We start from the raw sequence: 25,738 nt of genomic DNA, 5'->3' as shown, positions 1-25,738 counted from the left end.
ACACACGACCGTGTCCCGATCGACCCGGAATCAACGCGAGTTTCATTCCACGCCAAGGAACATCGTTGGCATGGCAGGATTGCCGCATCTGATCCGAGGGGCGTTGGGGAACGAACGGGGGATTTTGTATGGCAAGCCGTACCGGTGTCGTTGAAGTAGTACTCAACCCGGAAATACCCGCAGTCGCGTATGCGATCGGCCTGCTCCAAACCGATGGATCGCACGAGGGAGATCTGAATGGGAAGGGGCGCATCTCGCTCGAGCTTGCTGTCCGAGATGAGAGCGTTCTGACGTATCTAGCGGCAGCGCTTCCGTGCTATTCATCGATTGGTCATCGAACCAGGGCAACGAATTTCGCGGCTCACTCGGAAACCATCCAAGAGTCCACGCAGGTAGTCGGCCTCCGAATATGGTGTCAGCGGCGGGCGAATCTCCGTAGCCTTGCGACCGACTGCAACCCCGAGCTCCGCGAACGCTCGCCTTGTGGCACGGTCATAAAACCGCAGCGTGGCGCGGCGGGATGGCGTTGCCAACGTGATGGTCCTCAATCACGCTGCCGCGCGGCTCGCGGCATGGACGTGGTACTCGCCTGATGCCATAGGAGTCGAGCGTAAGCGCATCGCCGCAGCTCGCGTTGCTTGTTGGTCCCCGCCGCCGGAGAGAGCTGGGCGTTACGGCGCCCTGCGGAAACGGTGGACAGCAGCTGACGACAGCGTCGTATTGGAGTATGGGTCGGCGGAAGCGGCCGAACTGCTGGGCCGCACGGTTTCCAGTGTTTCGGCGCGGCGCTGGCGATTGCGGAATGGTGCAGCTTGATCGCGGTGGATTGTTCGGTCACTGGGCGTGCAGCGCTGCCGCGATCTCTTCGCGGTTGGGGATCGCCGAGCTCGCTCCGAGTCGGGTCGTCGCCAGAGCTCCGGCGGTATTGGCCCAGCTCAGCGCGGTAGGCACGCCCCGATCCCAGGTTGCGACCAGCGCGCCGGTGAACGCGTCGCCCGCGCCTGTCGTGTCGAGAACCTCGACGGTGCGACCGCCTACGGATCGCTCGTTTCCGTCGGTGTCGCGATAAACCGCGCCGTCCCCACCGAGCGTGCGCACGAGATGCGCGACGTGCGTCAGCTTGTCCGAATACTGCTCGGACTCCAGGGAATTCACGATCGCGACGTCGACGGCCGCCCATAGTTCCTCGGGTAGCGGCTGAAACGGGGACGGATTGAGCGCGACGACGGTGCCCGACGCGCGGGCGTGCTGTGCTGCGGCGAGCACCGTGTGGATCGGAATCTCCAACTGGCACAACAGGATGTCGGCTTGCGCGATCGCGGCGAGTTCGGCTGCCGTCAGATCGGTCACCCGCCCGTTGGCCCCCGCCACCACGATGATGCTGTTCTCGCCTGCCTCGTCGACAACGATCGAGGCGATCCCGCTGGCGCCATCGACCCTGCGTAGCAAAGTGATGTCGACGCCTGCCTCCGACAGTGTGGCAGCCAGGTCCGTCCCGAACGCGTCGTCGCCGATCGCCCCGAGAAATCGCACCCGCGCCCCGGATCGTGCGGCCGCGATCGCCTGGTTCGCCCCCTTACCGCCGGGCACGGTCGCGAAGTCGCTCCCGAGCACCGTCTCACCCGGCGCGGGCCTGCGCGGGACCGTCGTGACCAGGTCCATGTTGACGCTGCCGAGCACGACGACGGTCGGCGAACCGGTGCGATCCATGACGCCGAATCTAGCGGCGACGGCGCTGCTGTGGACAACTTTGTCGACGGCGTCGCCAACCTGTGCACAACTCGGTCCCGGTGCCGGTCGGAGGGCTATTCCGGGTCCCGGGTGGCGTCGAGCGCGCGAGGCGGCCTGCGTAGGCTGATATCCATGACGGTAGAAGTGACCCCCGAGCTGGACATCCGCGCAGCGGTGCACGACGCCGCCCGCAGGGCTCGCGTCGCGTCCCGTGTGCTGGCTCAGCTGACCACGGCGCAGAAGAACGACGCCCTGCACGCGGCGGCCGACGCCCTGCTCGCCGCCGCCGATCGCGTACTCGCGGCCAACGCCGAGGACATCGCGACCGCGCAGGCCGCCGGTACCGAGGAGAATCTGCTCGACCGGCTGCGGCTCACCAAGGCCCGCATCGACGGCATCGCCTCGGGTCTGCGGCAGGTCGCCACCCTGCCCGACCCGGTGGGTGTCATCGTGCGCGGTTCCACGCTGCCCAACGGCCTCGAGATCCGCCAGACCCGCGTCCCGCTCGGTGTGGTCGGCATGGTCTACGAGGCGCGGCCCAATGTCACCGTCGACGCGTTCGGTCTCGCTCTCAAATCGGGCAACGCGGCGCTGCTGCGCGGGTCGTCCTCGGCGGCGAACTCCAACGCCGCACTGGTCGAGGTCTTGCGCGAAGCCCTTGTCGCCCAGGACGTTCCGGCCGACGCCGTGCAACTGCTGCCCAGCAACGACCGCTCCAGCGTCACTCACCTGATCCAGGCGCGCGGTCTCGTCGACGTGGTGATCCCGCGCGGCGGTGCGGGCCTGATCAACGCCGTCGTCCGCGACGCGCAGGTGCCCACGATCGAGACCGGCACCGGCAATTGCCACGTCTACGTGCACTCGGCCGCCGATCTGGACATGGCCGAGGCCATCGTGCTCAATGCCAAGACCCGCCGACCCAGCGTCTGCAACGCCGCCGAGACCGTACTCATCGACGCCGCCGTCGCCGAGACCGCGCTGCCGCGGCTCAGCAAGGCGCTCGAGGACGCGGGCGTCACCATCCACGGCGACCTGCCCGGTCAGGTCCCGGCCACCGATGCCGACTGGGGTGAGGAGTACCTCACCCTCGATATCGCGCTGAAGGTGGTCGGCGACCTCGATGCCGCCGTCGACCACATCAACACCTGGGGGACCGGCCACACCGAGGCCATCGTCACCGCCGATCTGGCGGCCGCTCGCGAGTTCACGGCCCGCGTGGACGCCGCCGCGGTGATGGTGAACGCGTCCACCGCGTTCACCGATGGTGAGCAGTTCGGTTTCGGCGCCGAGATCGGCATCTCCACCCAGAAACTGCACGCCCGCGGCCCGATGGCACTGCCCGAACTCACCTCCACGAAGTGGATCGTGTGGGGCGACGGCCAGACTCGGCCGGTGTGATCGTGACTCTCGTACAGGAACCGATCTTCACGTCGGTAGACGATGTCATCTCCCGGCTCGCCACCACCGGATACCTGGCCGACAAGGCAACGGCCACCTCGGTCTTCCTTGCCGATCGGCTGGGCAAACCGCTGCTCATCGAGGGCCCGGCCGGTGTCGGCAAGACCGAACTCTCGCGGGCGGTAGCCCAGGTCGCCGATGCCGAACTGGTCCGCCTGCAGTGCTACGAAGGCGTCGACGAGGCTCGCGCGCTCTACGAGTGGAATCACGCCAAGCAGATCCTGCGGATCCAGGCGTCGAGTGAAAACGATTGGGCCGAAACCAAAGCCGACGTCTTCACCGAGGAGTTCCTGCTCTCGCGCCCGTTGCTCACCGCCATCCGCCGCACCGAGCCGACGGTGCTGCTGATCGACGAGACCGACAAGGCCGACGTCGAGATCGAGGGTCTGCTGCTCGAAGTGCTCAGCGATTTCGCGGTGACCGTCCCCGAACTGGGCACCATCACCGCCACCCGCAAGCCGTTCGTGGTGCTCACCTCGAACGCCACCAGGGAACTGTCGGAGGCGCTCAAACGCCGCTGCCTGTACCTGCACCTGGACTTCCCCGACGAAGATCTCGAGCGCCGCATCCTGGCCAGCCGCGTGCCGGAACTTCCGAGCACCGTGGCCGAGCAACTGGTGCGGGTCGTGCACGTATTGCGCGGCATGCAACTCAAGAAGCTGCCCTCGGTCGCCGAAACGATCGACTGGGGCAACACCTTGCTCGCGCTGGGCGCCGCCGACCTCGACGACGCGACCGTGCGCGCCACGCTCGGCGTGGTGCTCAAGCACCGCAGCGATCACCAGCGCGCGCTGGCCGAGCTGAAACTGGCCTGATCGTGACCGCGCCAGCACCCCACGGAATCGGCGGCCACGTCGCCGGTTTCGTCGGTGCGCTCCGCGCCCGTGGCGTGCCGGTGGGACCCTCGGAAACCGTCGACGCGGGCCGGGTACTCACCGTGCTGGATCTGCTCGATCGCGAAGCGGTGCGCGAGGGGCTGGCCTGTGCGCTGTTGCGCAGGCCCACCCATCGCGCCACCTTCGACGGCTTGTTCGATCTGTGGTTCCCCGTTGCCGTGGGTGATCGCACCGCCGAGACCCCGGACCTGCCACGCACCCCCGACGGCCAGATCGACCTGGCCGCCCTCCGTGAGCAGCTCGCCGAAATGCTCGCCGCCGAGGACGGTGGCGAGCGGTTACAAATGCTGGCCGGACAGGTGGTCGAGCAGCTCGGGCAGTACCAGTCCGCGCGCGGACCATCGTTCTCCGCGTACCAGGCTCTCAAAGATCTGGCGCCCCAGTCCTTGCTGGCCAAGGTGCTCGCGGGTCTGTCCCTCCCACCGGACGCGAGCGACCGGGACACCGAGGTTGCCCGCCGCGTTGCACGGGAACGCATCGCAGGGTTCCGGGCCAGCGTGGAAGCCGAGACCAATCGCCGCGTGGCAGAGCAGATCGGCCGCGAACGCGTCGCGACTTACGGTGTCGCGCGCCAAGCCGAGGACGCCGACTTCCTGCGCGCTTCCGAACGCGAGCTCACCGAACTGCGGCGCGGCACCCAGCGGCTGGCCCGGATCCTGGCCTCCCGGCTGGCGGTGCGGCGCAAACGAGCGCGGCGCGGCGAAATCGATCTGCGCAAAACTCTGCGTGCCTCGATGTCCACCGGTGGGGTGCCGATCGACCTGGTGAACCGCAAGCCGCGCCCCGGTCGACCGGAACTGGTGCTGCTGTGCGATATCTCGGGCTCGGTGGCCGGGTTCAGCAACTTCACACTGTTGCTGGTGAGCGCACTGCGGGAGCAGTTCTCCCGGGTGCGGATCTTCGCGTTCGTCGACCGCACCGACGAGGTGACGAGCTTCTTCGAGCCGTACGCGGGTCTCGACGATGTGATGGCCCGGATCTTCACCGAGTCGCGCATCATCGACGCCGACGGGCACTCCGACTACGGCTACGCGCTGACCAGCTTCGCCGAGAACTTCGGTGAGGCCGTCACCAGCCGCAGCTCACTGCTGGTTCTCGGCGACGGCCGCACCAACTACCGCAACCCGCAGCTGGACACCCTGCGCGAACTGGTGGGCACCGCCCGGCACGCGCACTGGCTGAATCCGGAACCGAAGAACCTGTGGGGGACAGGCGATTCAGCGGCGCGCGACTACGGTTCGGTGATCGAGATGCACGAATGCCGATCAGCTCGGCAGCTCACCGAGGTGGTCTCCCGATTGTTGCCCGTCTGAAGGAGCTGACGATGAGTGTCGACGTCTTGGCTTACTGCCTGGCCAAACCGGGCGCCTGGGAAGACGAGCCGTGGGAGGGCGACACCGTCGCCAAGGTCGGCGACAAAGTCTTCGCGTTCCTCGGCGCGGGCACGTCGATCGGGCTCAAGTGCGGGCGTGACCGCACCGAAGCCGACGAGCTGGTCGACATCTACCCCGACGACGTCACCGTGTCGGCCTACATCGGCCGCTACGGCTGGAACAGCATCCGCGTCGGCGGCGCGGTGCCGGACGACGAACTATGCGAATTGATCGACGCCTCCTACGACGCGGTCGTCGCCAAGCTCCCGAAGTCGAAGCGCCCCACTGCCTGAGTACTTCAGCCGACGTTAAGCGGCTCACATGGCACGGCTACCAAGATCACGCCCATGCTGGCAGGGGCGTCGCGCGACGACGAGCGATCCGATCGACGGATATCGGATGCAGTGATGGTTCTGCCGGGCTGTGCGCTCGCGCGGTCGGCGAGCTCCGCCCGGTGAACGATGCGTTCGCGAACGAGAACGATTCGCTCGGAGAAGAAGAACCTCACCTTCCGCCTGCCGGTGGCCTCGAGGTGGGTTCGGCCAGAGCGCGACAGGCCACGGCGCTCGCGGCAGGTTCGTTCGGCGCGGATGCCCGTCCTCTCGCGCCGGGTTCAGGGGCGCGGGCGGCGCGGCGGCTGGCCGGTATCGCCGCCGCTCGGCTGGCGGACGCTCCCTCGGCAGCGGAGGAACAACTGCGCCGGGCCCTGGTTGTCGGCGCGGGTGAGCTGGCCGGGCGCGAACTCGCCGCGATGCGCACGCAGCTGGTGACCGCGGTCGCCGCCCAGCCGGGCCGTGACCGCGACGTGGCCCGCGCCGCCGCCTCGGCCGCTGCCTGCTGGCAGCCGATCTCGTGTGCGGACTCGGTCCACCTGTGGCTGGTCGCGGGTCGAGCCTGGCATCGTGCGGGGCGGCACGGCGAAGCGGTGGTCGCCTTCGACCGACCACTGCTCACCGGCCCCGTCGGCTACCCACCTGCCGAGCTCGCGCTGGTACGCGCCCAGTTCGCCGAATCGCTGAACCACGTCGGTCGCTACCGCCAGGCCGCCTGGCAGTTCACCGAGGCGGCACGGCTGATCGCCGGTACGCCCTCGTTGCGCCGCCGCCATGCCGATCTGGTCTGGTCGGCCGCGGTCGCCCGGGAGTGCTGTGGGCAGGAGACCGAGGCGCTCGGCGGCTACCTGCGCGCCGCGGGGCTGTGGGGCGAACAGGACAAAATCGTGCCGCGGGCCCGCTGCCTGCGTGCCGCCGCCTGGTTGCAACTGCGCGGACCGCAGGGGCGTGTGCGTGGGCCTTGGTGGGTAACGATCGATGTGTTGTTGACCGAGCTGGACCGCCGGGTAGCCGCCGAGCCCGCGGCGCACCTCGTCGAAGAGCTGAAACGCACCCGTGCCCAGTTCGCGCAGATGTGCGCGCAGGCGTCGGGACCTCGCGAGCGCCGCGATGGCGCGGAGTAGTCCGGTCCGCCCCGATCCCACGGGCCGGATTAAGCTCAGACCTCATGCACGAAACAGCTCGGCCGCGCCGCAAGCTCGGCGTCATGGGCGGCACCTTCGACCCGATCCACCACGGCCACCTGGTCGCGGCGAGCGAGGTCGCGAACCGGTTCGAGCTCGACGAAGTGATCTTCGTGCCGACCGGCCAGCCGTGGCAGAAGGTCAACAAGCAGGTCAGCCCCGCCGAGGATCGCTATCTGATGACGGTCATCGCCACCGCGTCCAACCCGAGGTTTTCCGTCAGCCGGGCCGACATCGAACGCAACAAGGTCACCTACACGGTGGACACCCTGCGCGAGATGCAAAACGCGCATCCCGACGCGGAGCTGTACTTCATCACCGGTGCGGACGCGCTGGCCAACATCCTGACATGGCAGGATTGGACCGAACTGTTCGAACTGGCGAAGTTCGTCGGGGTGAGCCGACCGGGTTACGAACTGAACACCGATCATCTCGAGGAGCATTTGCGGGACCTTCCCGCCGACGCCGTGACGATGGTCGAGATTCCCGCGCTGGCCATCTCGTCGAGCGAATGCCGCCGCCGCGCCGCGGAGGGTCGGCCGGTCTGGTACCTCGTCCCCGACGGCGTGGTGCAGTACATATCGAAGCGGCACCTCTACGTGCCCGCAGGAACGGAAGGTAGCTGACGTTGAGCCACATGAGCGAGGGTCTGACCCCGCAGGAGGAGACCGTATGAGTGCCTCTACCGAAGCGATCGAGATGGCCACGGTCGCCGCACTCGCCGCCGACGACAAGCTGGCCACCGATGTCGTCGTCCTCGACGTCTCCGAGCAGCTGGTGATCACCGACTGCTTCGTCATCGCGTCGGCGCCCAACGAGCGCCAGGTCAACGCGATCGTCGACAACATCGAGGACAAGCTGCGCGAAGCCGGCCACAAGCCGGTCCGTCGCGAAGGCACCCGTGAGGGTCGCTGGGCGCTGCTCGACTACGTCGATATCGTCGTGCACGTCCAGCACAACGACGAGCGCAACTTCTACGCACTCGAGCGCCTGTGGCGTGACTGCCCGGCGGTTCCCGTCGAAGGCATCGCCGCACTCCCGACTCCGGCCGCGGACGACGACGCGCAGGTAGAGGGAATCAACGAGTGAGCAAGTACGCCCATGTGCGCAACCTGATCCTGTTGCGGCACGGGCAGACCGAATGGAACGCGGCCGACCGGATGCAGGGTCAGATCGACACCGATCTCACCGAACTCGGTCGCCAGCAGGCCAAAGAGGCCGCGCGTGAACTGGGTTCACGCAACGCCATCGCGATCCACGCCTCCGATCTGCGTCGCGCCAAGGAAACCGCGCAGGCACTCGGTGACATCAGCGATCTGCCTGTCATCACCGATCCGCGGCTGCGCGAAACCAACCTGGGCGACTGGGAAGGCCTGACTCACCTCGAAGTCGACGCCGACTACCCCGGCGCGCGCGTGCAGTGGCGTCTCGATGCCACCTACACACCGCCCGGCGGCGAGAGCAAGCTCGAGGTGGGTGCCCGGTCCCTGCCTGTGGTGCGCGAACTGTACAACGAGCGGCAGGATTGGCCCGGTCGGACTATCATCCTGGTTGCGCACGGCGGGCTGATCGCTGCTCTGACGGCCGCGTTGCTGGAACTGCCACCGGAGAACTGGCCTGCCCTGGGTGGGCTGGCCAATACCAGCTGGGTGCAGCTTTCCAGCCACGGCCCGGACATCGATCGACCCGGCTGGCGCCTCGATGTGTGGAACGCAGCGGCGAAGGTAGCTCCCGATGTCCAATGAAGAGCCCGACCGATCAGTACCTGATGAGATGTTCCAGCAGGTGACGGCCAAAGCCGGACGGCAATTGCCGGACGCGCTATTCGGTCCGCCACCCGCTCGGCCCGCGCGCGCAGAGCGCGAGGAGCCGATCCGTTCGGTACCGGACGAGCTCTTCAAGCAGGTCACCGCGCGCAGCGCGCGATCGCTGCCCGATGCCCTGTTCGGCCCGGTGCCCCCGCCGGTCGTCGCAGAACCCGAGCCGGTCGACTCGGCGGCGGACGCCGTCGAGTCCGGCTCGGGGGCAGCGGATTCCGGGTCCCCGGCCGCCGATGTTTCCCCAGACGGCAGTGTTAGTGCGGTGACCTCGATCGGTGACGATGCCGAGGTCGCCGGCGGCGCTGTCGACGTCGCATCCAGTTCCGCTGTGCAGGAAGCAGACAGTGAGACTTCCGGTGCCACGGCATCGGTGGACGTTGTCGCAGATGACGGTTCGACAGACGAACTCGGCGATGCGGATTCCGGTGCTGCACAGACCGATACCGCCGAGTCCACTGCGGATATCGCCACGGCTGCTGCGGATGCGGTATCGGCTGTCGGCAGCGACAAGTCCGCGGAGCAGTCCGTCGATGACCCGGCCATCGCCGAGTCGATCGTGGATGCCGCCGGATCTACGGATACGGCTGCGCCGCAACCACTCCGACCGGAGGCGACTGATCCGGTTCAGGTCGACGCCACTACCTCGCCCGAAGTTTCTTCGGCTGAGGTGACGGCCGCCGTCGAAACCGGTTCTGCTGACGCGCAGGTCGATCCTCCCGCCGCACTTCCGGACGTGGACCTCGATACCGCGGACAGCCTGCTGACATCTTCGGCAACCCCCGTCGCGGATACCGCAGTCGAGGCGTCCGCGAATCCTGCTGTCTCGCACGGTGAATCGGTCGTTGCGGAGACGGTCGGTTCGCTGCTCGTCGAGGAAGCCGTGTCGCCCAGACCGGTCGAGTCGGCCGCACCGCGTCCAGTGCTGCTCGTGATCGCGGACTCGCTCGCCTACTACGGGCCGAAGGGCGGGCTGCCCGCCGATGACCCACGGATCTGGCCGAATATGGTTGCCGCGGAACTGGATTGGGATGTCGAGCTGATCGCCCGGATCGGCTGGACCTGTCGCGATGCCTACTGGGCGCTGATCGGAGACCCTCGCGTGTGGGCCGCGGTGCCGCGCGCCGGGGCGGTCGTGTTCGCCGTCGGCGGCATGGACACGCTGCCGTCCCCGCTGCCCACCGCGCTGCGGGAGATGATTCGCTACATCCGTCCGCCGCGTCTGCGCCGTGGCGTGCGGGCGTCCTACAACTGGTTGCAGCCGAAGCTGTCGAAACTCGGTCGCCCGGTTGCCCTTCCGCCGAAGGTGAGTGTGGACTACCTGGAGCAGTCGCGGACCGCGCTGAACCATCTGCGTCCGGAGCTGCCTGTCGTGGCGGTGCTGCCATCGGTCCACAAGTGCGATGCCTACGGGCGGGTCCATCGGGGCAGGGCGCGGGCGGTCAAGGCCTTGCAGGCATGGTCGGGCCGCACGTCGGTGCCGCTCGTCGACCTCGGCGAGGCCGTGCGCGACGACATCGAGTCGGGATCGGCGAACCCGGATGGCATCCACTGGGGCTGGGCCGGGCACGCGGCGGTGGCGACGGCGATGACGAAGGCGCTGCAGGAGGTCCGGTAGGCCGTGGCCGTTGTGGTGGTCACCGATTCGGCGGCGGGGTTGTCCGCCGATCTCGTCGCCGAGCTCGGTATCGAAGTGGTGCCGTTGCACGTGCTCGTCGGTGAGCACGAGGTCCGGGAAGGCGTCGACCCGATCGAGATCGACTACACCGCCGACTCGGTCACCACGTCGGCCGCCTCGCCCGGAGAACTGCGCGAAGCCTACGAACGAGCGCTGAGCCAGAGCGACGGAGACGGTGTCGTGGCCGTCCATCTGTCGCGCCGATTGTCGGCGACGTGGGAGTCGGGCCGCCAGGCGGTGCGCGACATGGGCGCCGAAGATCGTGTGCGCGTTGTCGATTCGCTCGGGGCCGGCCTGGCGACCGGTCTGCCCGTGCTGGCCGCCGCGCGTAAGGCGAGGGCAGGCGAGGCATTGAACGATGTCTACGAGCGCGCGGTGTCGGCCGCGACCCGTTCGCGTACGTTCATCCTGGTCAACCGCACCGAGCAACTCCGCAAGGGTGGCAGGCTGAGCAGCGCCGCAGCGTTCTTCGGCAGTGAACTGGTGACGAAACCACTGCTGCAACTGGTAGAGGGCAAGCTCGAAATGCGCGAGAAGGTGCGAACCAGATCGCGCGCCTACGCCAAGCTGGTGGCTGCCGCGGTGGAGGCGGCCGCATCCGATGGTGCGGCCCTCGGCATCCAGCATCTCGGTGCCCCCGATGCCGCCGAAAATATCGCGGCGCAACTGCGTGAGCAGCTGCCGGAGGTGCAAGAGCTCTACGTCGCCGAGTTCGGCCCCGCACTCGGCGTGCACCTCGGTGTCGGCGCACTCGGCGTCGCGGTGTTGCCCGGCGGATGCGTCTGATCTCTGCCGGTTCAGAATCTCGCTGAGGGCAAACAGTCCGGTGACGATGATCCGGTGCCTACCGTGGTTGTCATGGTTGGCAACACTTCCCCACAGACCGACGTTTCGCCACGAGTGCTCGTGGTCGAGTGGGACGACCCGGATGCCGAGTCGCTGCGTGCGGAGATGTCGGCCGAGGTCCGTCCCCGCTACGCCCACCTCGAGCTCGCCCTGCGCGGTCCTTCGCCGATCGCGGTTGACCACGCGACCGTGCACCAGACGTTCGTCGCGTACGTGGGCGCGGAGCCTGTCGGGCACGCCGCGGTGCGCTGGAACGCCGGTGACCTCGAACTCAAGCGGATGTTCGTGCGTCCCGCCTACCGTGGCACCGGAACCGCGACCGCGCTGTTGCACGCCGCCGAAGCATCCGTGCGCGCGGCCGGCCGGCCCCGGATGATCCTGCAGACCGGGCACCTGCAGCCGGAAGCGGTGCGCTTCTACGAGCGCAGTGGCTATCACCGGATTCCGCTGTTCGCGCCATATCACGTCCTGCCGCAGTCGAACTGTTTCGCGAGGAACCTGGACTGAAGTGGTGATCGCGGGGGGATCTACGATTCCCCGATGACCGGATACGACGACTTCGACCACCTCGACGCCGCGAGCCTGCCTCCCCGCAGACAACACATCCTGGCCGTGATCAGGGATTCGGTGCTCGCCCACGGCTACGCGCCGAGCACGCGGGAGATCGCCGACGCGGTGGGCCTGCGCTCCACATCCACGGTCTCCCAACACCTGAAGGCGTTGGAGGAGGACGGGTTCCTGCGCCGTGCCGCCACCATGACCCGCCCCATCGACGTGCGCCTGTTCCTGCGTGGCGCGTCCGCCGCCGACTCCGACGCCTCGGTGTCGGTGCCCGTCGTCGGCGACATCGCGGCCGGCACTCCGATCCTGGCCGAGCACAACCCCGACGACGTCATGACCCTCCCGCGTGAACTGGTCGGCCGTGGTGAGGTTTTCGGCTTGCGGGTGCGTGGCGACTCCATGGTCGATGCCGCGATCTGCGACGGCGACCTCGTGGTGGTCCGCAGTCAGCGCGAGGCCACCTCCGGCGATATCGTCGCGGCGATGATCGGGGAGGAAGCCACGGTCAAGGTGTACCGCCGCCGCAACGGGCACGTCCAGCTCGAACCGCGCAACCCCGCCTACTCCGTGATCGACGGTGACGAAGCCGTCATCCTGGGCCGCGTCGTGTCGGTGATGCGCCGACTGTGAGGTCGCTACGCCGGGCCGAACCAGTCCAGCGACTGGCCGTGCGGCCCGGCGAAAGCCAATGGCTCGTCGTCGAGGGCGAGCACCAACCGGGCCGCCGTGCTCTCGCGTGGGGGCAACCGGTCGGCCAGCGTGCTGAGAACCCCGGTGCCCTCTTGCGAAACCCAGTGGCAGGGCAGGTCCCGCACCGTCGCCCGGAAGTCCGTCCGCGCCTGAGGCGAGAGGTAGCTCAGCACAGCACTGTGGAAAACCACCACGGTGCTGGCGCGTGGTGCCGCGAGCACGAGCTCGGTGACCTGCTCGTTCAGGTCGCCGGTGACGATCGTCGGTGGTTCCGCTGCCGCGATCGCGCAGGCCGAACGCAAGCGCGACAGCCGCTCGTCCTGACCCGGCCAGACCAACGCGGACAGCCACCGCCGGTCGTCGCTGTTGCCGGCATCGAGCGGGTTCAGATCTACTCCTGCGCGGTGGACGACCCGGGGGAGCCGGTCCGGGATCGGTACCGCTCCGGTTGTCTTGCAGGTCAATACAACCGATGACGGACCGTCGGCCGGATCCAGCGCGGCGGTGTTGTAGCGATAACTGAAACGGTCCGGGTACAGGCACAGTCCGGCCGATGCTCCGACCTCGATGAGCGACAGGGGGCCGGGCAGGCGGGCCAGCACCGGCAGCAGGGTTGCCGCCCGGCCCGCCTCGTTCGTCTGTGTACGTCTGCGCAGTGCGGTCGCGGAGATCGCCGGCCAGTTCTCGCGCAGCTGGTCGCGGAACTCGTGATAGGGATCCGCGGTCGCGCCGTGCACTCGCGCGGCGGCCAGGATCAGGTTGGGTTGCTGTTTGTCCGTGGGCAATTGGGCGATCAGCGCCAGCACCTCCGCGTCCACGCTGATATCCAGCGCTCGTCGGTGATAGAGCGGGGAGTTTCCGAGCGCTTCGAGGAGCGCGAAGTCGCGGAATCGTTGTGCGAGTTCCATGGTTTCCTGAGTACTTCGAATCGGCCATGAGCGCACGGTATCCATTCGGGCAGACGAGATCCCGGGTGCGAAGCCCCGCTGACCGGTGAGTTGTCCACAGGTTCGGAGTTATCCACAGGGTTCTTCGAAGCCCAGGTCGGCGGGGGTTTGCCAGGTCGGTGTCGGCCTAGCGTCGCTGCCATGTCACGACACGAAGAGCATGAGCGAGTACGGCAGCGGCTGGGCGGGCTCGCGGTCCACGAGCGAGCACGACCGAGTAGTCAGCCGCTGCGCGCGTCCGGGATGGAGGCAGGGGACAGTGCTGCGCTCTCTGACGACGGCGAAGGACAGTGGGACGATGACGAACTCGCGCCGCAGGCCGGACCGGCAGGTCCAGTGGGGCCACCCGGGTGGCTCGACGATGGTGGATCGGGTCGGCGAAACCGCCTGGTGCCAGCGCGCTTCCGGGACGCACGGCTGGATCCGGGTCGTCGCGGCGCGCTGGTACTCGGGCTGGTCGGGGTCATCGCTGTGGTGCTCACCGGTGTGATGGTGCTGCGAGATCAACCGGTGGCGCGGGCGGTTCCGCCGGTGCCTGTCCTGCGGGCGGAAAGCGTTGCCGTACAGCCCGGCCCGACCACCGCCGTCGCTGCCGTGTCCGGTTCGGCCCCGGCCTCGAGTGCCGATGTCGTCGTCAGCGTGGTCGGTTTGGTCGAACGAGCCGGGCTGCACCGATTGCCGGACGGTTCTCGGATCGCCGACGCCTTGGAGAAGGCAGGAGGGATTCGTGACGGTGCCGACCTGGCAGGTCTGAACCTGGCACAACGGCTGGCGGACGGGGACCAGGTCATAGTCGGAGCCACGGATCCTCAATCCGGTCAACCACGCCTCGGCAGCATCATGATCGGCGCTGGTCGCGCGCCTGTGACCCCGCCCGGCCTCGGCGGCTCGAACACCGCGAGCTCGAAGCAAGGAGGCTCGAGCACCGCCGGCCTCAGTGGCGCTGTCTCGTCCGGCAATTCGCGCATCGATCTGAACACCGCAACCGAAGCCGAGCTGGACGCACTGCCCGGTGTAGGACCGGTCACCGCCAAGGCAATTCTCGCGTGGCGCACCATCAACGGACGCTTCACCGATGTCGCTCAACTCGGCGAGGTAGACGGCATCGGCCCCGCCCGGCTGGCTCGACTCCGCGACCTGGTGACGGCATGACCCACGCGAAGACGCCCTGCGTGGCGGTGATCGCGTGACCTGCCCGGTGTGGCCGTGCGCACGGCTCGGAACCAGTCCCGCCACAGATCAGCCCACCGAAACGGTGAATGACCGCGCGCCGGGATCAGGCGATCTCCGTCGTCTGACATGTCCACTCGGATCGGGCGAAAACCTTTGTTCTGCGGACGATGTGGTTGACCTGGGCAGCGGTACGCCCCGACCTGACGACACGGCAGGCGGATGAGCCACGCGCCGGGCGAGGGAGCGGTTCGGGAGGAGCAGCGTCGGCGAACGACAGCCGTTCAGCACGTAGGGAAGATGCCGGGAGATTCGAACCGACGTGGGTGGCCGGGAACGGCTGAACGCGACAGCGCTTGGCAGGAGCGGTCGGGTCGGCGTCGAAGGACGCGAGCAGCAGAGCTCTGGGAGTGGGTGGTGCGGGGACCGGGACGCCGGGTTGGCGTGGGGCGACAAGGAGTGACGGGCGAGGGGGAACCAGAGCTGCAGGTACTCGATATGCGGTTGGTTCCTGCGGCGTTCGGGTGCTGGGTGGCGACGATTGTCGCGGTGACCGCGGGGTGGGTCGCGGGGTTGGTGCTGGCTGTTGCGTCGGTCGTGGTCGCGATCGGGTTGTGGGTTTTGCTGCTGTGGGCGATGGCGCATCGGCGGGAGCGGTGGCGGGTTGTCGCGGTGACCGGGTTGGCGACGATGCTGCTCGGTGCGGGGTTCGCGGCGGCCGGGGCGTGGCAGGAGCACCATGTTCAGGCACATCCGCTGCGAGAGTCGTTCGGCCGGTCGGTGAACGTGCTCGCGGTGGTCACCGATGACGCGAAACCCCTGCGCGCCAGTGGGTTCGGCGGTGAGCGGCGGTGGATTGTTCGTGCAGGTCTGCGGGAGTTCGGTCATGGCCCGGCATGGACGCAGGCCGGCGGTTCGATTGTGGTGCTCGCGCAGGGTAGTGAGTGGGCCGAGCTGTCGCCTGGGCAATGGGTGCGATTCCGGGCCGAGGTCAGCGAGCCGAACCGGGCCGATCTGACCGTTGCCACGCTGCACGCCGCCGATGCGCCGAAGCGGATCGGTGAGCCGCCGTGGTGGCAGCGGGTCGCGGCGAGCGTGCGAACGGATCTGGTGGACGCGTCCGCCAAGGCACTGCCACCTGCTGCGGCCGGGTTGCTGCCCGCGCTCGTTGTCGGCGACACCGTCGCGCTGCCGGAACAAGTGCGTGACGCATTCGAAATTGCCGGGTTGCAGCACCTCTGTGTGGTCAGCGGAGCCAATTTCACAATCCTGTTGACGGCCCTGTTGGCGCTCACCCGCCTGCTCACGGCCGGCCCGCGGACCAGTGCCGCTGCGGCGGCGGGGGCTGTCGCGCTGTTCGTCGTGATCGCCCGCCCCGACCCGAGCGTGCTGCGCGCGGCGGCGATGGGCTCGGTGACAGTGCTCGCCCTGCTCACCGGCAGACGCAAGCAGGCGCTGCCGGCACTGTGTGCGGCGGTGATCGGATTGCTGGCCGTGGCACCGCAATTGGCGGTGAGCGCGGGATTCGCACTGTCGGTGCTCGCGACCGCGGGGCTGATCTTGCTCGCGCCCAGCTGGGCGGACTGGTTGCGGGCGCACGGTTGGTGGCGCGCACCCGCGGAGATCGTCGCGGTGTCGGCGGCCGCGTTCGTGGTCACCGTGCCGCTGATGGTTGCCCTGTCGGGGCGGGTGAGCCTGGTGGCGATCGTGGCGAACGCGCTCGTCGCACCGGTGGTCGGGCTGATCACGGTGATCGGCGCGGTGGGTGCGGTCGTGGCCTGCGTCCGGGGTGATGCCGCGGTATGGGTGCTGTGGTGCGCGCGGCCACCGATGTGGTGGTTGCTCGGCGTCGCCGATCGCGCGGCTGCGGTGCCGGGCGCCACGATCACGGTGCCTGGCGGCGTGGTCGCAGGATCGGTCGCGGCAGTGATCGTCGTCGTGGTCGTGGCGGCACTGCGCTGGTCGCACACCCGCAGACTCCTCGCGGTGGTGGTGCTGGGGGTGTCGATCGTGCTGCTCCCGGTGCGCTTCTTGCAGCCAGGATGGCCACCGTCGGGCTGGGTGCTCGCGATGTGTGACGTTGGGCAGGGCGACGGCCTGGCTCTGTCTGTTGCTCCCGGTGCCGCGGTCGTCGTGGACGTCGGCCAGGACCCACGCCCGATCCGGGCCTGCCTGGACCGCCTGAAGATCACCCACATCCCGCTACTGGTCCTCACTCACCCCCATGCCGATCACATCAACGGACTCGCCGGCGCTCTCCGAGACCGCACCGTCGACGCCATAGCCACCGCTCCGGGTGAACTCCGCTCAGCGATCGCCGAAACCTGTGCCGCCGCGGACCGCACCGCGGGTCCGACGCCGCCCACAGTGGCGACCCCGCCCAGCCTCACCCCGTCGAACGGAACTCCTTCGCATCCGACAGAAGTCGCGGGATACCCATCGCAACCAGTGGAATCGTCACCACGTGCACCGGGTGTAGTCGCCGTGCAGGTGCCCTCTGTGGATTCGGCTGTCCCGCCGTTGCATCCGGACGACTCGGGCGGAACACCGTCGCGCTCGGCGACACCGACCGTGCCAGGGAGTCCGCAGCCGACGGCAACCTCACATCCGCTGGAGCGATCGTCGACGGTGCGCGCTGAGGTGCGGCTGACGGGAGATGATCATGTCGTGTGCCCGCGTGGGACGCCGGGGGAGAGGCTGGCGAAAAGTGATGGCCGGTCCAGGGAACAGACTGTTTTCCAACGAGAATCGCATAGCCACAGTGACGACACCGAGGGAGTCGAGCGGGTGACGGAACTGGCTGGTGCGGCTGGTATCCCGTTGATGGAACTGCACGCGGGGCACGAAATGACCTTTGGCTCAGTCGAATTACGCGTGCTGGCACCGAGCCGGGACATACCGACGTCACTGGCGGCCGACGAGGCCAACGATCGGTCACTGGTGATGCGAGCACGCACTCCAGCCGGAACGATCCTGTTCACCGGTGACATCGAGGCCGAGGCGCAGGCCCGGATCATGCGCGGTGGTGATGTCCGGGCCGACATTCTCAAGGTGCCTCATCACGGATCACGCACCACCACACCGGAATTCCTGCGTGCCGTCGGCCCACGCCTGGCGTTGGTCAGTGCCGGGTCGGACAACACCTTCGGTCATCCGCACCCCACGGTGACCACGACCCTGGCCGCGCTCGGCACCACCGTCGCGCGGACCGACCTCGACGGCGACGTCGTGGTCGTGGGAACGGCCGCCGATCTGCGGACCGTCACGTCTCGACGACGTGCATGGCAGGCGCGGCACACACCCACGCCTCGATGGCATCGAGGAACTCGATCTGGGGCCAGGCGCAGCAGAGCGACGGTGCTCGGCGACATGCACGAGGTCGGCGCCCCGGGGTGTCGGTGGGCGTACGTAGGATCGCCTGGTGAGCGAACGCCCTGCCTCGGTGCATCTGGTCCTCGGCGACGAGGAACTGCTGGTCGAACGTGCGGTTGCGATGGTGACCGCGCAGGTGCGGTCCAGTGCGCCCGATCCGGATTCGGTACCCGTCGACCGATTGCGCGCCGGTGACGCCAGCACCGCTGAACTGGCCGAGTTGCTCAGCCCCTCGCTGTTCGCCGAAGACCGGGTGATCGTGCTCGAGTCGGCCGCGGAAGCGGGCAAGGATGCGGTCGCGGTGATCACCGAGGCCGCGGCCGATCCGCCCGACGGTGTGGTGCTCATGGTTCTGCACTCGGGCGGCGGACGGGCCAAGGCGCTGGCACCCGCACTGCAGAAGAAGGGCGCGACCGTCCACGAGTGCACCAAACTCAACAAGGGCGCTGAGCGCGTGGAGTTCGTGCGGGGCGAGTTCCGGGCCCTCGGGGTCAAGGTGTCGACCGAGGTCGTGCAGGCCCTGCTCGAATCCGTCGGCTCGGAGCTGCGTGAATTGGCCGCCGCCTGTTCACAATTGGTGTCCGACACCGGTGGCAAGGTCGACGCGAACGCGGTCCGTCGCTACTACTCCGGCCGAGCCGAGGTCACCGGCTTCGACGTCGCCGACCTCGCTGTCGCCGGCGACCGCCCCGGCGCGATGGAAGCCCTGCGCTGGGCCACCGACCGCGGCGTTCCCCACGTCCTGCTCGCCGACGCGCTCGCCGACTCGGTCCATACCATCGCCAAAGTCGGCTCGGCAGGCCGCGGCGACCCGTTCGCCCTCGCCCAGAAGCTCGGCATGCCCCCCTGGAAGATCAAGAAGGCCCAAGCCCAAGCCCGCGGCTGGAACCCCACCACCATCGGCACCGCCCTACAGGTGGTAGCTACCCTCAACGCCGACGTCAAAGGCGGCGCCGCCGACGCCACCTACGCCGTAGAACACGCCCTCGCCCGCATCCTCGACCTCCGCGCCACCGGCTGACCCAGCGGGTCACCTCTGCGCATTTTCTCCGGCCGTCGGTATTCGCTCCCACTGAGCAGGCGCGCCGCACCGCCATCCAATCGGGATCCAATCGCGATGTCCGGTCGCTCTCACGGCTGGCACAGTTGATCATGAGATGGTTGAGCCGAGTGGTAGCCGGGATGGACGAGGCGGGCGCGGTCGACGCGGTCGGGGATCGGCGGGGCGGGTAGCTCGGCGGGTGGTGCAGGTGGTCGCGGCGGTGTTGTCGGCCGCGGTGGTGGTGGTCACGGCATATGGGTGGTCGACGGCGGGGAGTTTCGATGCGGGGTTCCTGCGGTCGCGGGCGATCGGGGACGACGCCCCGCACTCACTCGGGGGCGATCTCAACATCCTGCTGATCGGGTTGGATACCCGGCGCGATCAGAACGGCAACGAGCTTCCGGCCGAGGTCCTCGAGCAACTGCACGCCGGCGACGGTGACGAAGGCGGATACAACGCCAATACCCTGATCTTGGTGCATATTCCGGCCTCGATGGACAAGATCGTCGCGGTGTCGATACCGCGCGACGACTATGTGCCGGTCACCGGGATCCCGGGCTACACCCACGCCAAGATCAAGGAGGCGTACGGGTTGAAGAAGGCGGCCGTGCAGGACCAGCTGATCGCGCGGGGCGTCACCGATCAGCGGAAGCTGGAACAGGCGGGCAGGGAGGCGGGGCGGGCCTCTACCGTGGCCGCGGTCCGGGATCTGACAGGCGTGCCGATCGACAGGTTCGCCGAGGTGACCCTGGCGGGCTTCTACGATCTGGCCGCTGCGCTGGGCAGCGTGGAAGTGTGTCTGAACAAGCCGGTCCAGGACTCCGAGTTCTCCGGCGCCGATTTTCCCGCCGGGCGCCAGCAGCTGAATCCCGCGCAGGCGCTGGCCTTTGTTCGGCAGCGCCACGGGCTGGAGAACGGCGACCTGGATCGAACCCACCGTCAGCAGGCGTTCCTGACCTCGGTGGCCCGCCAGCTTCGCAGCGCGGGCACCCTCACCGACCCGGGCAAGCTCTCGGCACTGATGGATGTGGCGCATCGCAATATCGTGCTGTCGGACGGCTGGAACATGACCGAATTCGTCCGTACCCTGGGCGCCGCCGAGGATCCCGAGGTCGAGTTCCGCACCTTGCCGGTGCTGCGCTACGACGTGATCAACGGCCAGGACGTCAACATCGTCGACCGGTCGGCGATCCGCCGCGAGATGGCTGCGGCCTTCGGTATGCCGGTCCCGGCCTCCACTACGGCCAGACGCACCGGACAACGCACGGAACCGCCTGCCGCCTGGTCGTCGGAGTCGACAGCGGGCGCTTGGCAGACCAGCACGACCGCGTCGGAGCCACAGACTCCCGACGCGGGCAGGCCGGTCCGCAGCGACATCACCTCGGGTCAGGTGCCCTGCGTGAACTGACTACTCGCCGGCGACGACCAGCGAGACGTCGACATCCTCGTCGTCGTCGAGGTCGTCGTAGCGTCCCTCCCACTCGTCGTAGAGGGGAACCTCGTCCTCACGGGTGACGATCCACGCGGCGCCGTAGCCACCGTCCTCGTCGGGCACCATCACGTTTTCGACCTTGAGACCGATACCCAGGATCTCCGCCGCGCGGATCACCTCGGCCAGGTCATCGCCTCGTACCACCGTCTGATTCGCGTACACCGTCAACATGGCGCGAATGGTAGCCGGTGGAAGGGAACGACAAAAGCCGCCGTGGTCATCGAGGCCACGGCGGCTGCGTCTTGCGAAGTATGCCAGCGAGCGCCAGGCTCGCCGTCGATCAGATCTTGTTCAGAGCCAGCGCGAGCGCGGACTTCTTGTTGGCCGCCTGGTTGGCGTGGATGACGCCCTTGGACGCGGCCTTGTCGAGCTTGCGGCTCGCGAACTGCAGCTGCTCAGCAGCCTTTTCCTTGTCGCCGCTGGAGGCAGCTTCACGGAAGTTGCGGATCGCGGTGCGCAGCGCGGACTTGACCGACTGGTTGCGCTTGCGCGCTTCCTCGTTGGTACGGATCCGCTTCATCTGGGACTTGATGTTGGCCACGCCTGTATCCTCTGGTTTCCTGTCGCTGGGTGGTATTCCTTGAAAGCTCGTCGGGCGCGCGCCCACGATGCAGCAGATGGTGCTGAACTACGGGTAACACCGCGCCGAAGATCGAGGTTACCAGCTCGCCACCCCCCGGCGAAATCGGCCCTCATCCGGTCGACCGGGGAGACGACGCCGATTTCACCCGTTTCAGGTGATGCAAAGAATTTACCTGTGTCACACACGACCCTGCTGCCGGGTGATGCACAGTTTTTGTCATGACCTCCACCACTGCGCCGAGTACGGCTCGATCTGCATCACCGGCGATGGTGAGAACGAACGGCCATCCGGCAGCCACCCACACCGGATTGTTCGAGGGATATGGCCCCGGCCGCTTCGCCGACGCGTTCGACGAGATGTTCGACGCGTCGGGAAAGGTCCGGGCGCCCTACAAGGGCATCCACGCCGCGATGGCGGCCAATGACGTCGATGACCTGGCCAAACGATCGGACGCGCTGGACCGCGCGTTCATCGACCAGGGCATCACCTTCTCCCTGTCGGGCCAGGAGCGCCCGTTCCCGCTGGATCTGGTGCCGCGGGTGATCGCCGCCGCGGAGTGGGCCAAGCTCGAACGCGGCATCAAACAGCGGGTCACCGCGATGGAGCTGTTCCTGGCCGACGTCTACGGCGAGCAGAACATCCTGCGTGATCAGGTGATCCCCAAGCGTCTGGTCACCTCGTGCGAGCACTTCCACCGCGAGGCTGCCGGGCTGGTCCCGCCCAACGGCGTGCGCATCCACGTCTCGGGCATCGACCTGGTCCGCGACGAGAAGGGCGACTTCCGGGTGCTGGAGGACAATCTGCGGTCGCCGTCGGGGGTGTCCTATGTGATGGAGAACCGGCGCACGATGGCCCGGGTCTTCCCCGATCTGTTCTCCTCGCATCGGGTGCGCGCGGTGGGCGACTATCCGGGCCACCTGCTGCGCGCGCTGCGGGCCTCCGCGGCGCCCAACGAGGTCGACCCGACCGTGGTGGTGCTCACGCCGGGCGTGCACAACTCCGCCTACTTCGAGCATTCGCTGCTGGCCCGGCAGATGGGTGTCGAGCTGGTGGAGGGTCGCGACCTGTTCTGCCGCGACAACGTCGTCTATATGCGCACGACGGCGGGAGAGCGTCAGGTCGACGTGATCTACCGGCGCATCGACGACACCTTCCTCGACCCGATGCACTTCCGCCCCGATTCCGTGCTCGGCGTCGCCGGCGTGCTCAACGCCGCCCGCGCGGGCAATGTGGTGATCTCGAGCGCGGTGGGCAACGGTGTCGGCGACGACAAGCTCATCTACACCTACGTGCCCAAGATCATCGAGTACTACCTCGGCGAGAAGCCGATCCTGCCCAACGTCGACACCTTCCGCTGCTGGCTGGACGACGAACGCGAGGAGGTGCTCGACCGGGTCGGTGAACTGGTGGTCAAACCGGTCGAGGGTTCCGGTGGCTACGGCATTGTGATCGGGCCCGACGCCTCGCCGCGCGAGCTGGAGGCGATCAAGCGCAAGATCAAGGCCGACCCGCGCGGCTGGATCGCCCAGCCGGTGGTGCAGCTCTCGACGGTGCCGACCAAGATCGGTGACGATCTCGCGCCCCGCCACGTGGACCTGCGCCCGTTCGCGGTCAACGACGGAGACGACATCTGGGTGCTGCCCGGCGGTCTCACCCGGGTCGCGCTGCCGGAGGGCTCGCTGGTGGTGAACTCGAGTCAGGGCGGCGGCAGCAAGGACACCTGGGTGCTGGCCGGGCGCGCGGGGTCGGTCGACCGGGAACTGGCCGGACCCGAACTGGTCAGTGAACCGCCGCAAGCGGATTCGTTCGAGCTCGGGCGCGAACTCAGCACGCCGCAGGCCAATCAGCAACAGCAGCAACAGCAGCAGACACAGCGGTTGATCGGGGAATAGAGACATGCTTGCTCGAAACGCCGAATCCCTCTACTGGATCGGCCGATACGTCGAGCGCGCCGACGACACAGCGCGCATCCTGGACGTGGCGGTGCACCAACTGCTCGAAGACGCCACCGTCGACGCGGACCGCACGTCTCGCGTGCTGCTGAAGGTGCTCGGGATCGAACCGCCCGAGGGCCTTCGCCTCGACGTGTGGTCGGTCACCGATCTCGTCGCCTACAGCCACGACCACGGCGTCTCGATCAGTGACTCCATCACCAAAGCCCGCGAGAACGCCCGCGGCGCACGCGAAGTCACCTCGAGTGAGATGTGGGAGTGCCTCAATGCCACCTACAACGGCATGGCCGCGGCGGAGCGGGCGGCACGTGGCCTCGGTCCACACGAGTTCTTCTCCTACATCAAGGGAAGGGCGGCGATGTTCACCGGACTGACCGACTCGACCCTGAGTCGTGACGACGGCTACCGCTTCCTGCTGCTCGGGCGATCCATCGAACGCGTGGACATGATGGTGCGCCTGCTGCTTTCGCGCGCCGGTGACAAGACCTCCTCGCCCGCCTGGGTGACGGTGCTGCGCTCGGCGGGCGCGCACGACACCTACCTGCGCACCCATCGCGGCGCCCTCGACGCCGCCAGAGTCGCCGAGTTCATCCTGATCGACCGCCTGTTCCCGCGTTCGGTGTTCCACACGCTGCGCGTCGCCGAGGCCTGCCTGACCGAGCTCGATCAGCGGCCGGGCAGTCGCGTCGGCGCGCGGCACGAGGCGCAACGAGTGCTCGGACGCGCGCGCAGTGAACTCGAGTTCTTGCCGCCGGGAGTGTTGTTGGAAGATCTGCAGAGCCGCCTGCTCGCCCTGCAGAAATCGTGCCGTGAGCTCAGTGAAGCCGTGTCACGCCAGTACTTCCATGCCGCCCCGTGGGTGGCGTGGACCGACGTGCGCAGCAAGCAGGACAGCCGCGTGCAGGTAGAGGGAGAGCTATGAGTTGGCGGATCAGGGTGGTGCACACCACCGGTTATGTCTACGACGCGCCTGTGACGCGCTCGTTCAACGAGGCCAGGCTCACCCCGCGCGCCGACAGCAGGCAGAACGTGATCCTCAATCGCGTCGAAACCGTGCCCGCCACAAGGGCTTATCGCTACACCGACTACTGGGGCACCGCGGTCACGGCCTTCGACCTGCACGCACCGCACACCGAACTCGAGGTGACCGGGTCCTCGGTGGTCGAGACCGAACCGTTCGCCGAGCCCACCGAGGAACTGAGCTGGGACGAACTGCAGGGTGGGCGGGTCGTCGACCGGTTCGACGAAATGCTCAGTCCCACCGCCTATGTGCCGCGCGATCGCAAACTGTCGACGGTGGCGCGTCAGCTATCGCGCGGTGAGGAGCCGGCCAAGGCAGTGGTGCGCGCGGCCGAGTGGGTGCACAAGGAGATGGACTACATCGCGGGCACGACCTCGGTGCACACCTCGGCGCTGCAGGCCTTCGCCGAACGTCGCGGTGTGTGCCAGGACTACGCCCACCTGACGCTGGTGTTGTTGCGCAGCATGGGAATTCCCAGTCGCTACGTGTCCGGCTACCTGCATCCGAAGCCGGGTGCGGCGATCGGCGAAACAGTGGCGGGCCAGTCGCACGCGTGGATCGAGGCGTGGACCGGGCAGTGGTGGGGCTACGACCCGACCAACAATCTCGCCGTCAACGAGCAGCACGTGTCGGTCGGCGTGGGTCGTGACTACGCCGATGTGCCGCCGTTGAAAGGCGTGTTCTCCGGCGGCGGCTCGACAGACCTGGAGGTCGTTGTGGAGGTCACCCGGCTCGCGTAGTGTCCGAGAGGCTCGTGCGGACCCCGCTCGCCGCGGGGTTGATTCCTCCCGGAGAGGTGGCGGCCGATGTCTCCCACTGCACAGGAACTCGTCGAAATCGAAGTCGTCCCGGAGCCGAAGAAGTGGGCGGCCGAGGGGCTCGGCACTTTCATCCTCGTGATCTGTGGCGTCGGCACGATGGTGCTGACGGGCGATCGGGTGGGCCCGCTCGGGGTCGCCTTCGCCTTCGGACTGTCGCTGATGTTCCTGGTCTACGCGATCGGGCCGATCTCGGGCTGCCACGTCAACCCGGCTGTGACGCTCGGGCACATGTTGCTCGGGCGGATCAGCGCGATCGGTGCGGTCGGCTATGTGATCGCCCAGCTGGTCGGCGCGTTCCTCGCCGGCCTCGTGTTGTTCGCGTTGGCGAACAACCTGCCCGCCTACGACCGCCCGGTCGACGGTCTCGGCGCCAACGGCTGGGGTGCGCACAGTCCGTCGGCGGTGACCGGTCCGCTCGGTGAGGTGGTGGTGCAGAACGGGTACGGTTTGGCGGCCACCATCATCATCGAGGTGATGCTCACCGCGCTGCTGGTATTCGTGGTGCTGGCCTCGACCGATCAGATCTCCGACGTGCCGCTGGCCGGGCTCTCGATCGGCGTCACGCTCACGGTGATCTACCTGGTCTCGCTGCCGATCGACAACACCTCGGTGAACCCGGCGCGCAGCTTGGGCGTCGCGCCGTATCAGGACGGGGCGATGGGGCAGATATGGGCGTTCATCGTGTTCCCGCTGATCGGCGGGGCGCTGGGCGCACTGCTCTACGGCCTGATCTTCGGCCGGTCCAAGAACGTGCACTCCTAGCTACGAACAC

Annotated in this window: 24 protein-coding genes; 20 read left to right on the top strand and 4 right to left on the bottom strand. The window is 67.9% G+C overall.

Annotation, left to right across the window (positions count from 1 at the left end; all coding sequences use genetic code 11):
- Window positions 1–834: 834 nt before the first annotated feature.
- A complete protein-coding gene (locus ACWF99_RS31715) occupies window positions 835–1,710 on the bottom strand; it encodes a ribokinase (protein ID WP_452538180.1) in 876 nt (291 codons plus the stop codon).
- Between the two features lie 153 nt (window positions 1,711–1,863).
- On the opposite strand from ACWF99_RS31715, the gene ACWF99_RS31710 reads away from it, so the two are divergent.
- The 12 genes from ACWF99_RS31710 (at window position 1,864) to lexA (ending at window position 12,506) form a co-directional block, all read left to right on the top strand.
- Window positions 1,864–3,129: a glutamate-5-semialdehyde dehydrogenase gene (locus ACWF99_RS31710; RefSeq protein ID WP_378657170.1), complete on the top strand. Its 1,266-nt coding sequence runs from the start codon at window positions 1,864–1,866 to the stop codon at window positions 3,127–3,129.
- Entirely contained in the window at window positions 3,126–4,004 is an 879-nt protein-coding gene (locus ACWF99_RS31705) for an AAA family ATPase (protein WP_358071885.1), read from the top strand. Before ACWF99_RS31710 ends, ACWF99_RS31705 begins: the two co-directional genes overlap by 4 nt.
- Window positions 4,001–5,398 carry a vWA domain-containing protein gene (locus tag ACWF99_RS31700; protein ID WP_452538192.1) on the top strand — a complete coding sequence of 466 codons (1,398 nt, stop codon included), beginning with the start codon at window positions 4,001–4,003 and terminating at the stop codon, window positions 5,396–5,398. Before ACWF99_RS31705 ends, ACWF99_RS31700 begins: the two co-directional genes overlap by 4 nt.
- 11 nt (window positions 5,399–5,409) lie before the next feature.
- Entirely contained in the window at window positions 5,410–5,751 is a 342-nt protein-coding gene (locus tag ACWF99_RS31695; protein ID WP_378637400.1) for an MmcQ/YjbR family DNA-binding protein, read from the top strand.
- Between the two features lie 161 nt (window positions 5,752–5,912).
- Complete coding sequence (locus ACWF99_RS31690; RefSeq protein ID WP_452538179.1) at window positions 5,913–6,914, top strand: hypothetical protein; 1,002 nt, start codon at window positions 5,913–5,915, stop codon at window positions 6,912–6,914.
- Window positions 6,915–6,958: 44 nt separating this feature from the next.
- Complete coding sequence (gene nadD, locus ACWF99_RS31685) at window positions 6,959–7,600, top strand: nicotinate-nucleotide adenylyltransferase (protein WP_101463962.1); 642 nt, start codon at window positions 6,959–6,961, stop codon at window positions 7,598–7,600.
- 46 nt (window positions 7,601–7,646) lie between these two features.
- The gene (gene rsfS / locus ACWF99_RS31680; protein WP_056821472.1) at window positions 7,647–8,063 is read left to right on the top strand and encodes a ribosome silencing factor; all 417 of its coding nucleotides are present in this window, start codon (window positions 7,647–7,649) and stop codon (window positions 8,061–8,063) included.
- Window positions 8,060–8,719 (top strand): histidine phosphatase family protein, encoded by a 660-nt coding sequence (locus tag ACWF99_RS31675; RefSeq protein WP_101463961.1) that lies wholly within the window; start codon window positions 8,060–8,062, stop codon window positions 8,717–8,719. The genes rsfS and ACWF99_RS31675 overlap by 4 nt, the downstream gene beginning before the upstream one ends.
- Window positions 8,709–10,409, top strand: a complete 1,701-nt coding sequence (gene octT, locus ACWF99_RS31670; RefSeq protein WP_452538178.1) for a diglucosylglycerate octanoyltransferase — start codon at window positions 8,709–8,711, stop codon at window positions 10,407–10,409. The genes ACWF99_RS31675 and octT overlap by 11 nt, the downstream gene beginning before the upstream one ends.
- Before the next feature lie 3 nt (window positions 10,410–10,412).
- Window positions 10,413–11,255, top strand: coding sequence for a DegV family protein (locus ACWF99_RS31665; protein ID WP_378637410.1), 843 nt, complete (start codon window positions 10,413–10,415; stop codon window positions 11,253–11,255).
- Between the two features lie 72 nt (window positions 11,256–11,327).
- Window positions 11,328–11,822, top strand: coding sequence for a GNAT family N-acetyltransferase (locus tag ACWF99_RS31660; protein WP_452538177.1), 495 nt, complete (start codon window positions 11,328–11,330; stop codon window positions 11,820–11,822).
- A 33-nt stretch (window positions 11,823–11,855) separates the two neighbouring features.
- A complete protein-coding gene (gene lexA / locus ACWF99_RS31655) occupies window positions 11,856–12,506 on the top strand; it encodes a transcriptional repressor LexA (RefSeq protein ID WP_452538176.1) in 651 nt (216 codons plus the stop codon).
- A gap of 5 nt (window positions 12,507–12,511) precedes the next feature.
- Here lexA and ACWF99_RS31650 read toward each other — a convergent pair whose 3' ends face one another.
- Window positions 12,512–13,474, bottom strand: coding sequence for a DUF2332 domain-containing protein (locus tag ACWF99_RS31650; protein WP_452538175.1), 963 nt, complete (start codon window positions 13,472–13,474; stop codon window positions 12,512–12,514).
- Window positions 13,475–13,654: 180 nt separating this feature from the next.
- On the opposite strand from ACWF99_RS31650, the gene ACWF99_RS31645 reads away from it, so the two are divergent.
- The 4 genes from ACWF99_RS31645 (at window position 13,655) to ACWF99_RS31630 (ending at window position 20,505) form a co-directional block, all read left to right on the top strand.
- Complete coding sequence (locus tag ACWF99_RS31645; protein ID WP_452538174.1) at window positions 13,655–14,665, top strand: helix-hairpin-helix domain-containing protein; 1,011 nt, start codon at window positions 13,655–13,657, stop codon at window positions 14,663–14,665.
- 516 nt (window positions 14,666–15,181) lie between these two features.
- Window positions 15,182–18,250, top strand: a complete 3,069-nt coding sequence (locus tag ACWF99_RS31640; RefSeq protein ID WP_452538173.1) for a ComEC/Rec2 family competence protein — start codon at window positions 15,182–15,184, stop codon at window positions 18,248–18,250.
- On the top strand, window positions 18,132–19,076 hold the full coding sequence (holA, locus tag ACWF99_RS31635; RefSeq protein WP_452538191.1) for a DNA polymerase III subunit delta: 945 nt from the start codon (window positions 18,132–18,134) through the stop codon (window positions 19,074–19,076). Before ACWF99_RS31640 ends, holA begins: the two co-directional genes overlap by 119 nt.
- Before the next feature lie 220 nt (window positions 19,077–19,296).
- Window positions 19,297–20,505, top strand: a complete 1,209-nt coding sequence (locus ACWF99_RS31630) for an LCP family protein (protein WP_378637422.1) — start codon at window positions 19,297–19,299, stop codon at window positions 20,503–20,505.
- Here the strand turns inward: ACWF99_RS31630 and ACWF99_RS31625 are convergent, their stop codons facing one another.
- Window positions 20,506–20,760 (bottom strand): hypothetical protein, encoded by a 255-nt coding sequence (locus tag ACWF99_RS31625; RefSeq protein WP_378637424.1) that lies wholly within the window; start codon window positions 20,758–20,760, stop codon window positions 20,506–20,508.
- Window positions 20,761–20,869: 109 nt separating this feature from the next.
- Window positions 20,870–21,130 carry a 30S ribosomal protein S20 gene (rpsT, locus tag ACWF99_RS31620; RefSeq protein WP_056821462.1) on the bottom strand — a complete coding sequence of 87 codons (261 nt, stop codon included), beginning with the start codon at window positions 21,128–21,130 and terminating at the stop codon, window positions 20,870–20,872.
- Between the two features lie 308 nt (window positions 21,131–21,438).
- On the opposite strand from rpsT, the gene ACWF99_RS31615 reads away from it, so the two are divergent.
- From ACWF99_RS31615 to ACWF99_RS31600, 4 genes are all read left to right on the top strand, one after another.
- Window positions 21,439–23,064: a circularly permuted type 2 ATP-grasp protein gene (locus tag ACWF99_RS31615; protein ID WP_378637741.1), complete on the top strand. Its 1,626-nt coding sequence runs from the start codon at window positions 21,439–21,441 to the stop codon at window positions 23,062–23,064.
- A gap of 4 nt (window positions 23,065–23,068) precedes the next feature.
- Window positions 23,069–24,046 carry an alpha-E domain-containing protein gene (locus ACWF99_RS31610; RefSeq protein WP_101463949.1) on the top strand — a complete coding sequence of 326 codons (978 nt, stop codon included), beginning with the start codon at window positions 23,069–23,071 and terminating at the stop codon, window positions 24,044–24,046.
- Entirely contained in the window at window positions 24,043–24,885 is an 843-nt protein-coding gene (locus tag ACWF99_RS31605) for a transglutaminase family protein (RefSeq protein WP_378637428.1), read from the top strand. The genes ACWF99_RS31610 and ACWF99_RS31605 overlap by 4 nt, the downstream gene beginning before the upstream one ends.
- A gap of 66 nt (window positions 24,886–24,951) precedes the next feature.
- Window positions 24,952–25,728, top strand: coding sequence for an aquaporin (locus ACWF99_RS31600; RefSeq protein ID WP_378657195.1), 777 nt, complete (start codon window positions 24,952–24,954; stop codon window positions 25,726–25,728).
- Window positions 25,729–25,738 lie beyond the last annotated feature (10 nt).

Source organism: Nocardia sp. NPDC055002, from assembly GCF_053608825.1.
This window is presented reverse-complemented; position numbering and strand designations above follow the sequence as displayed.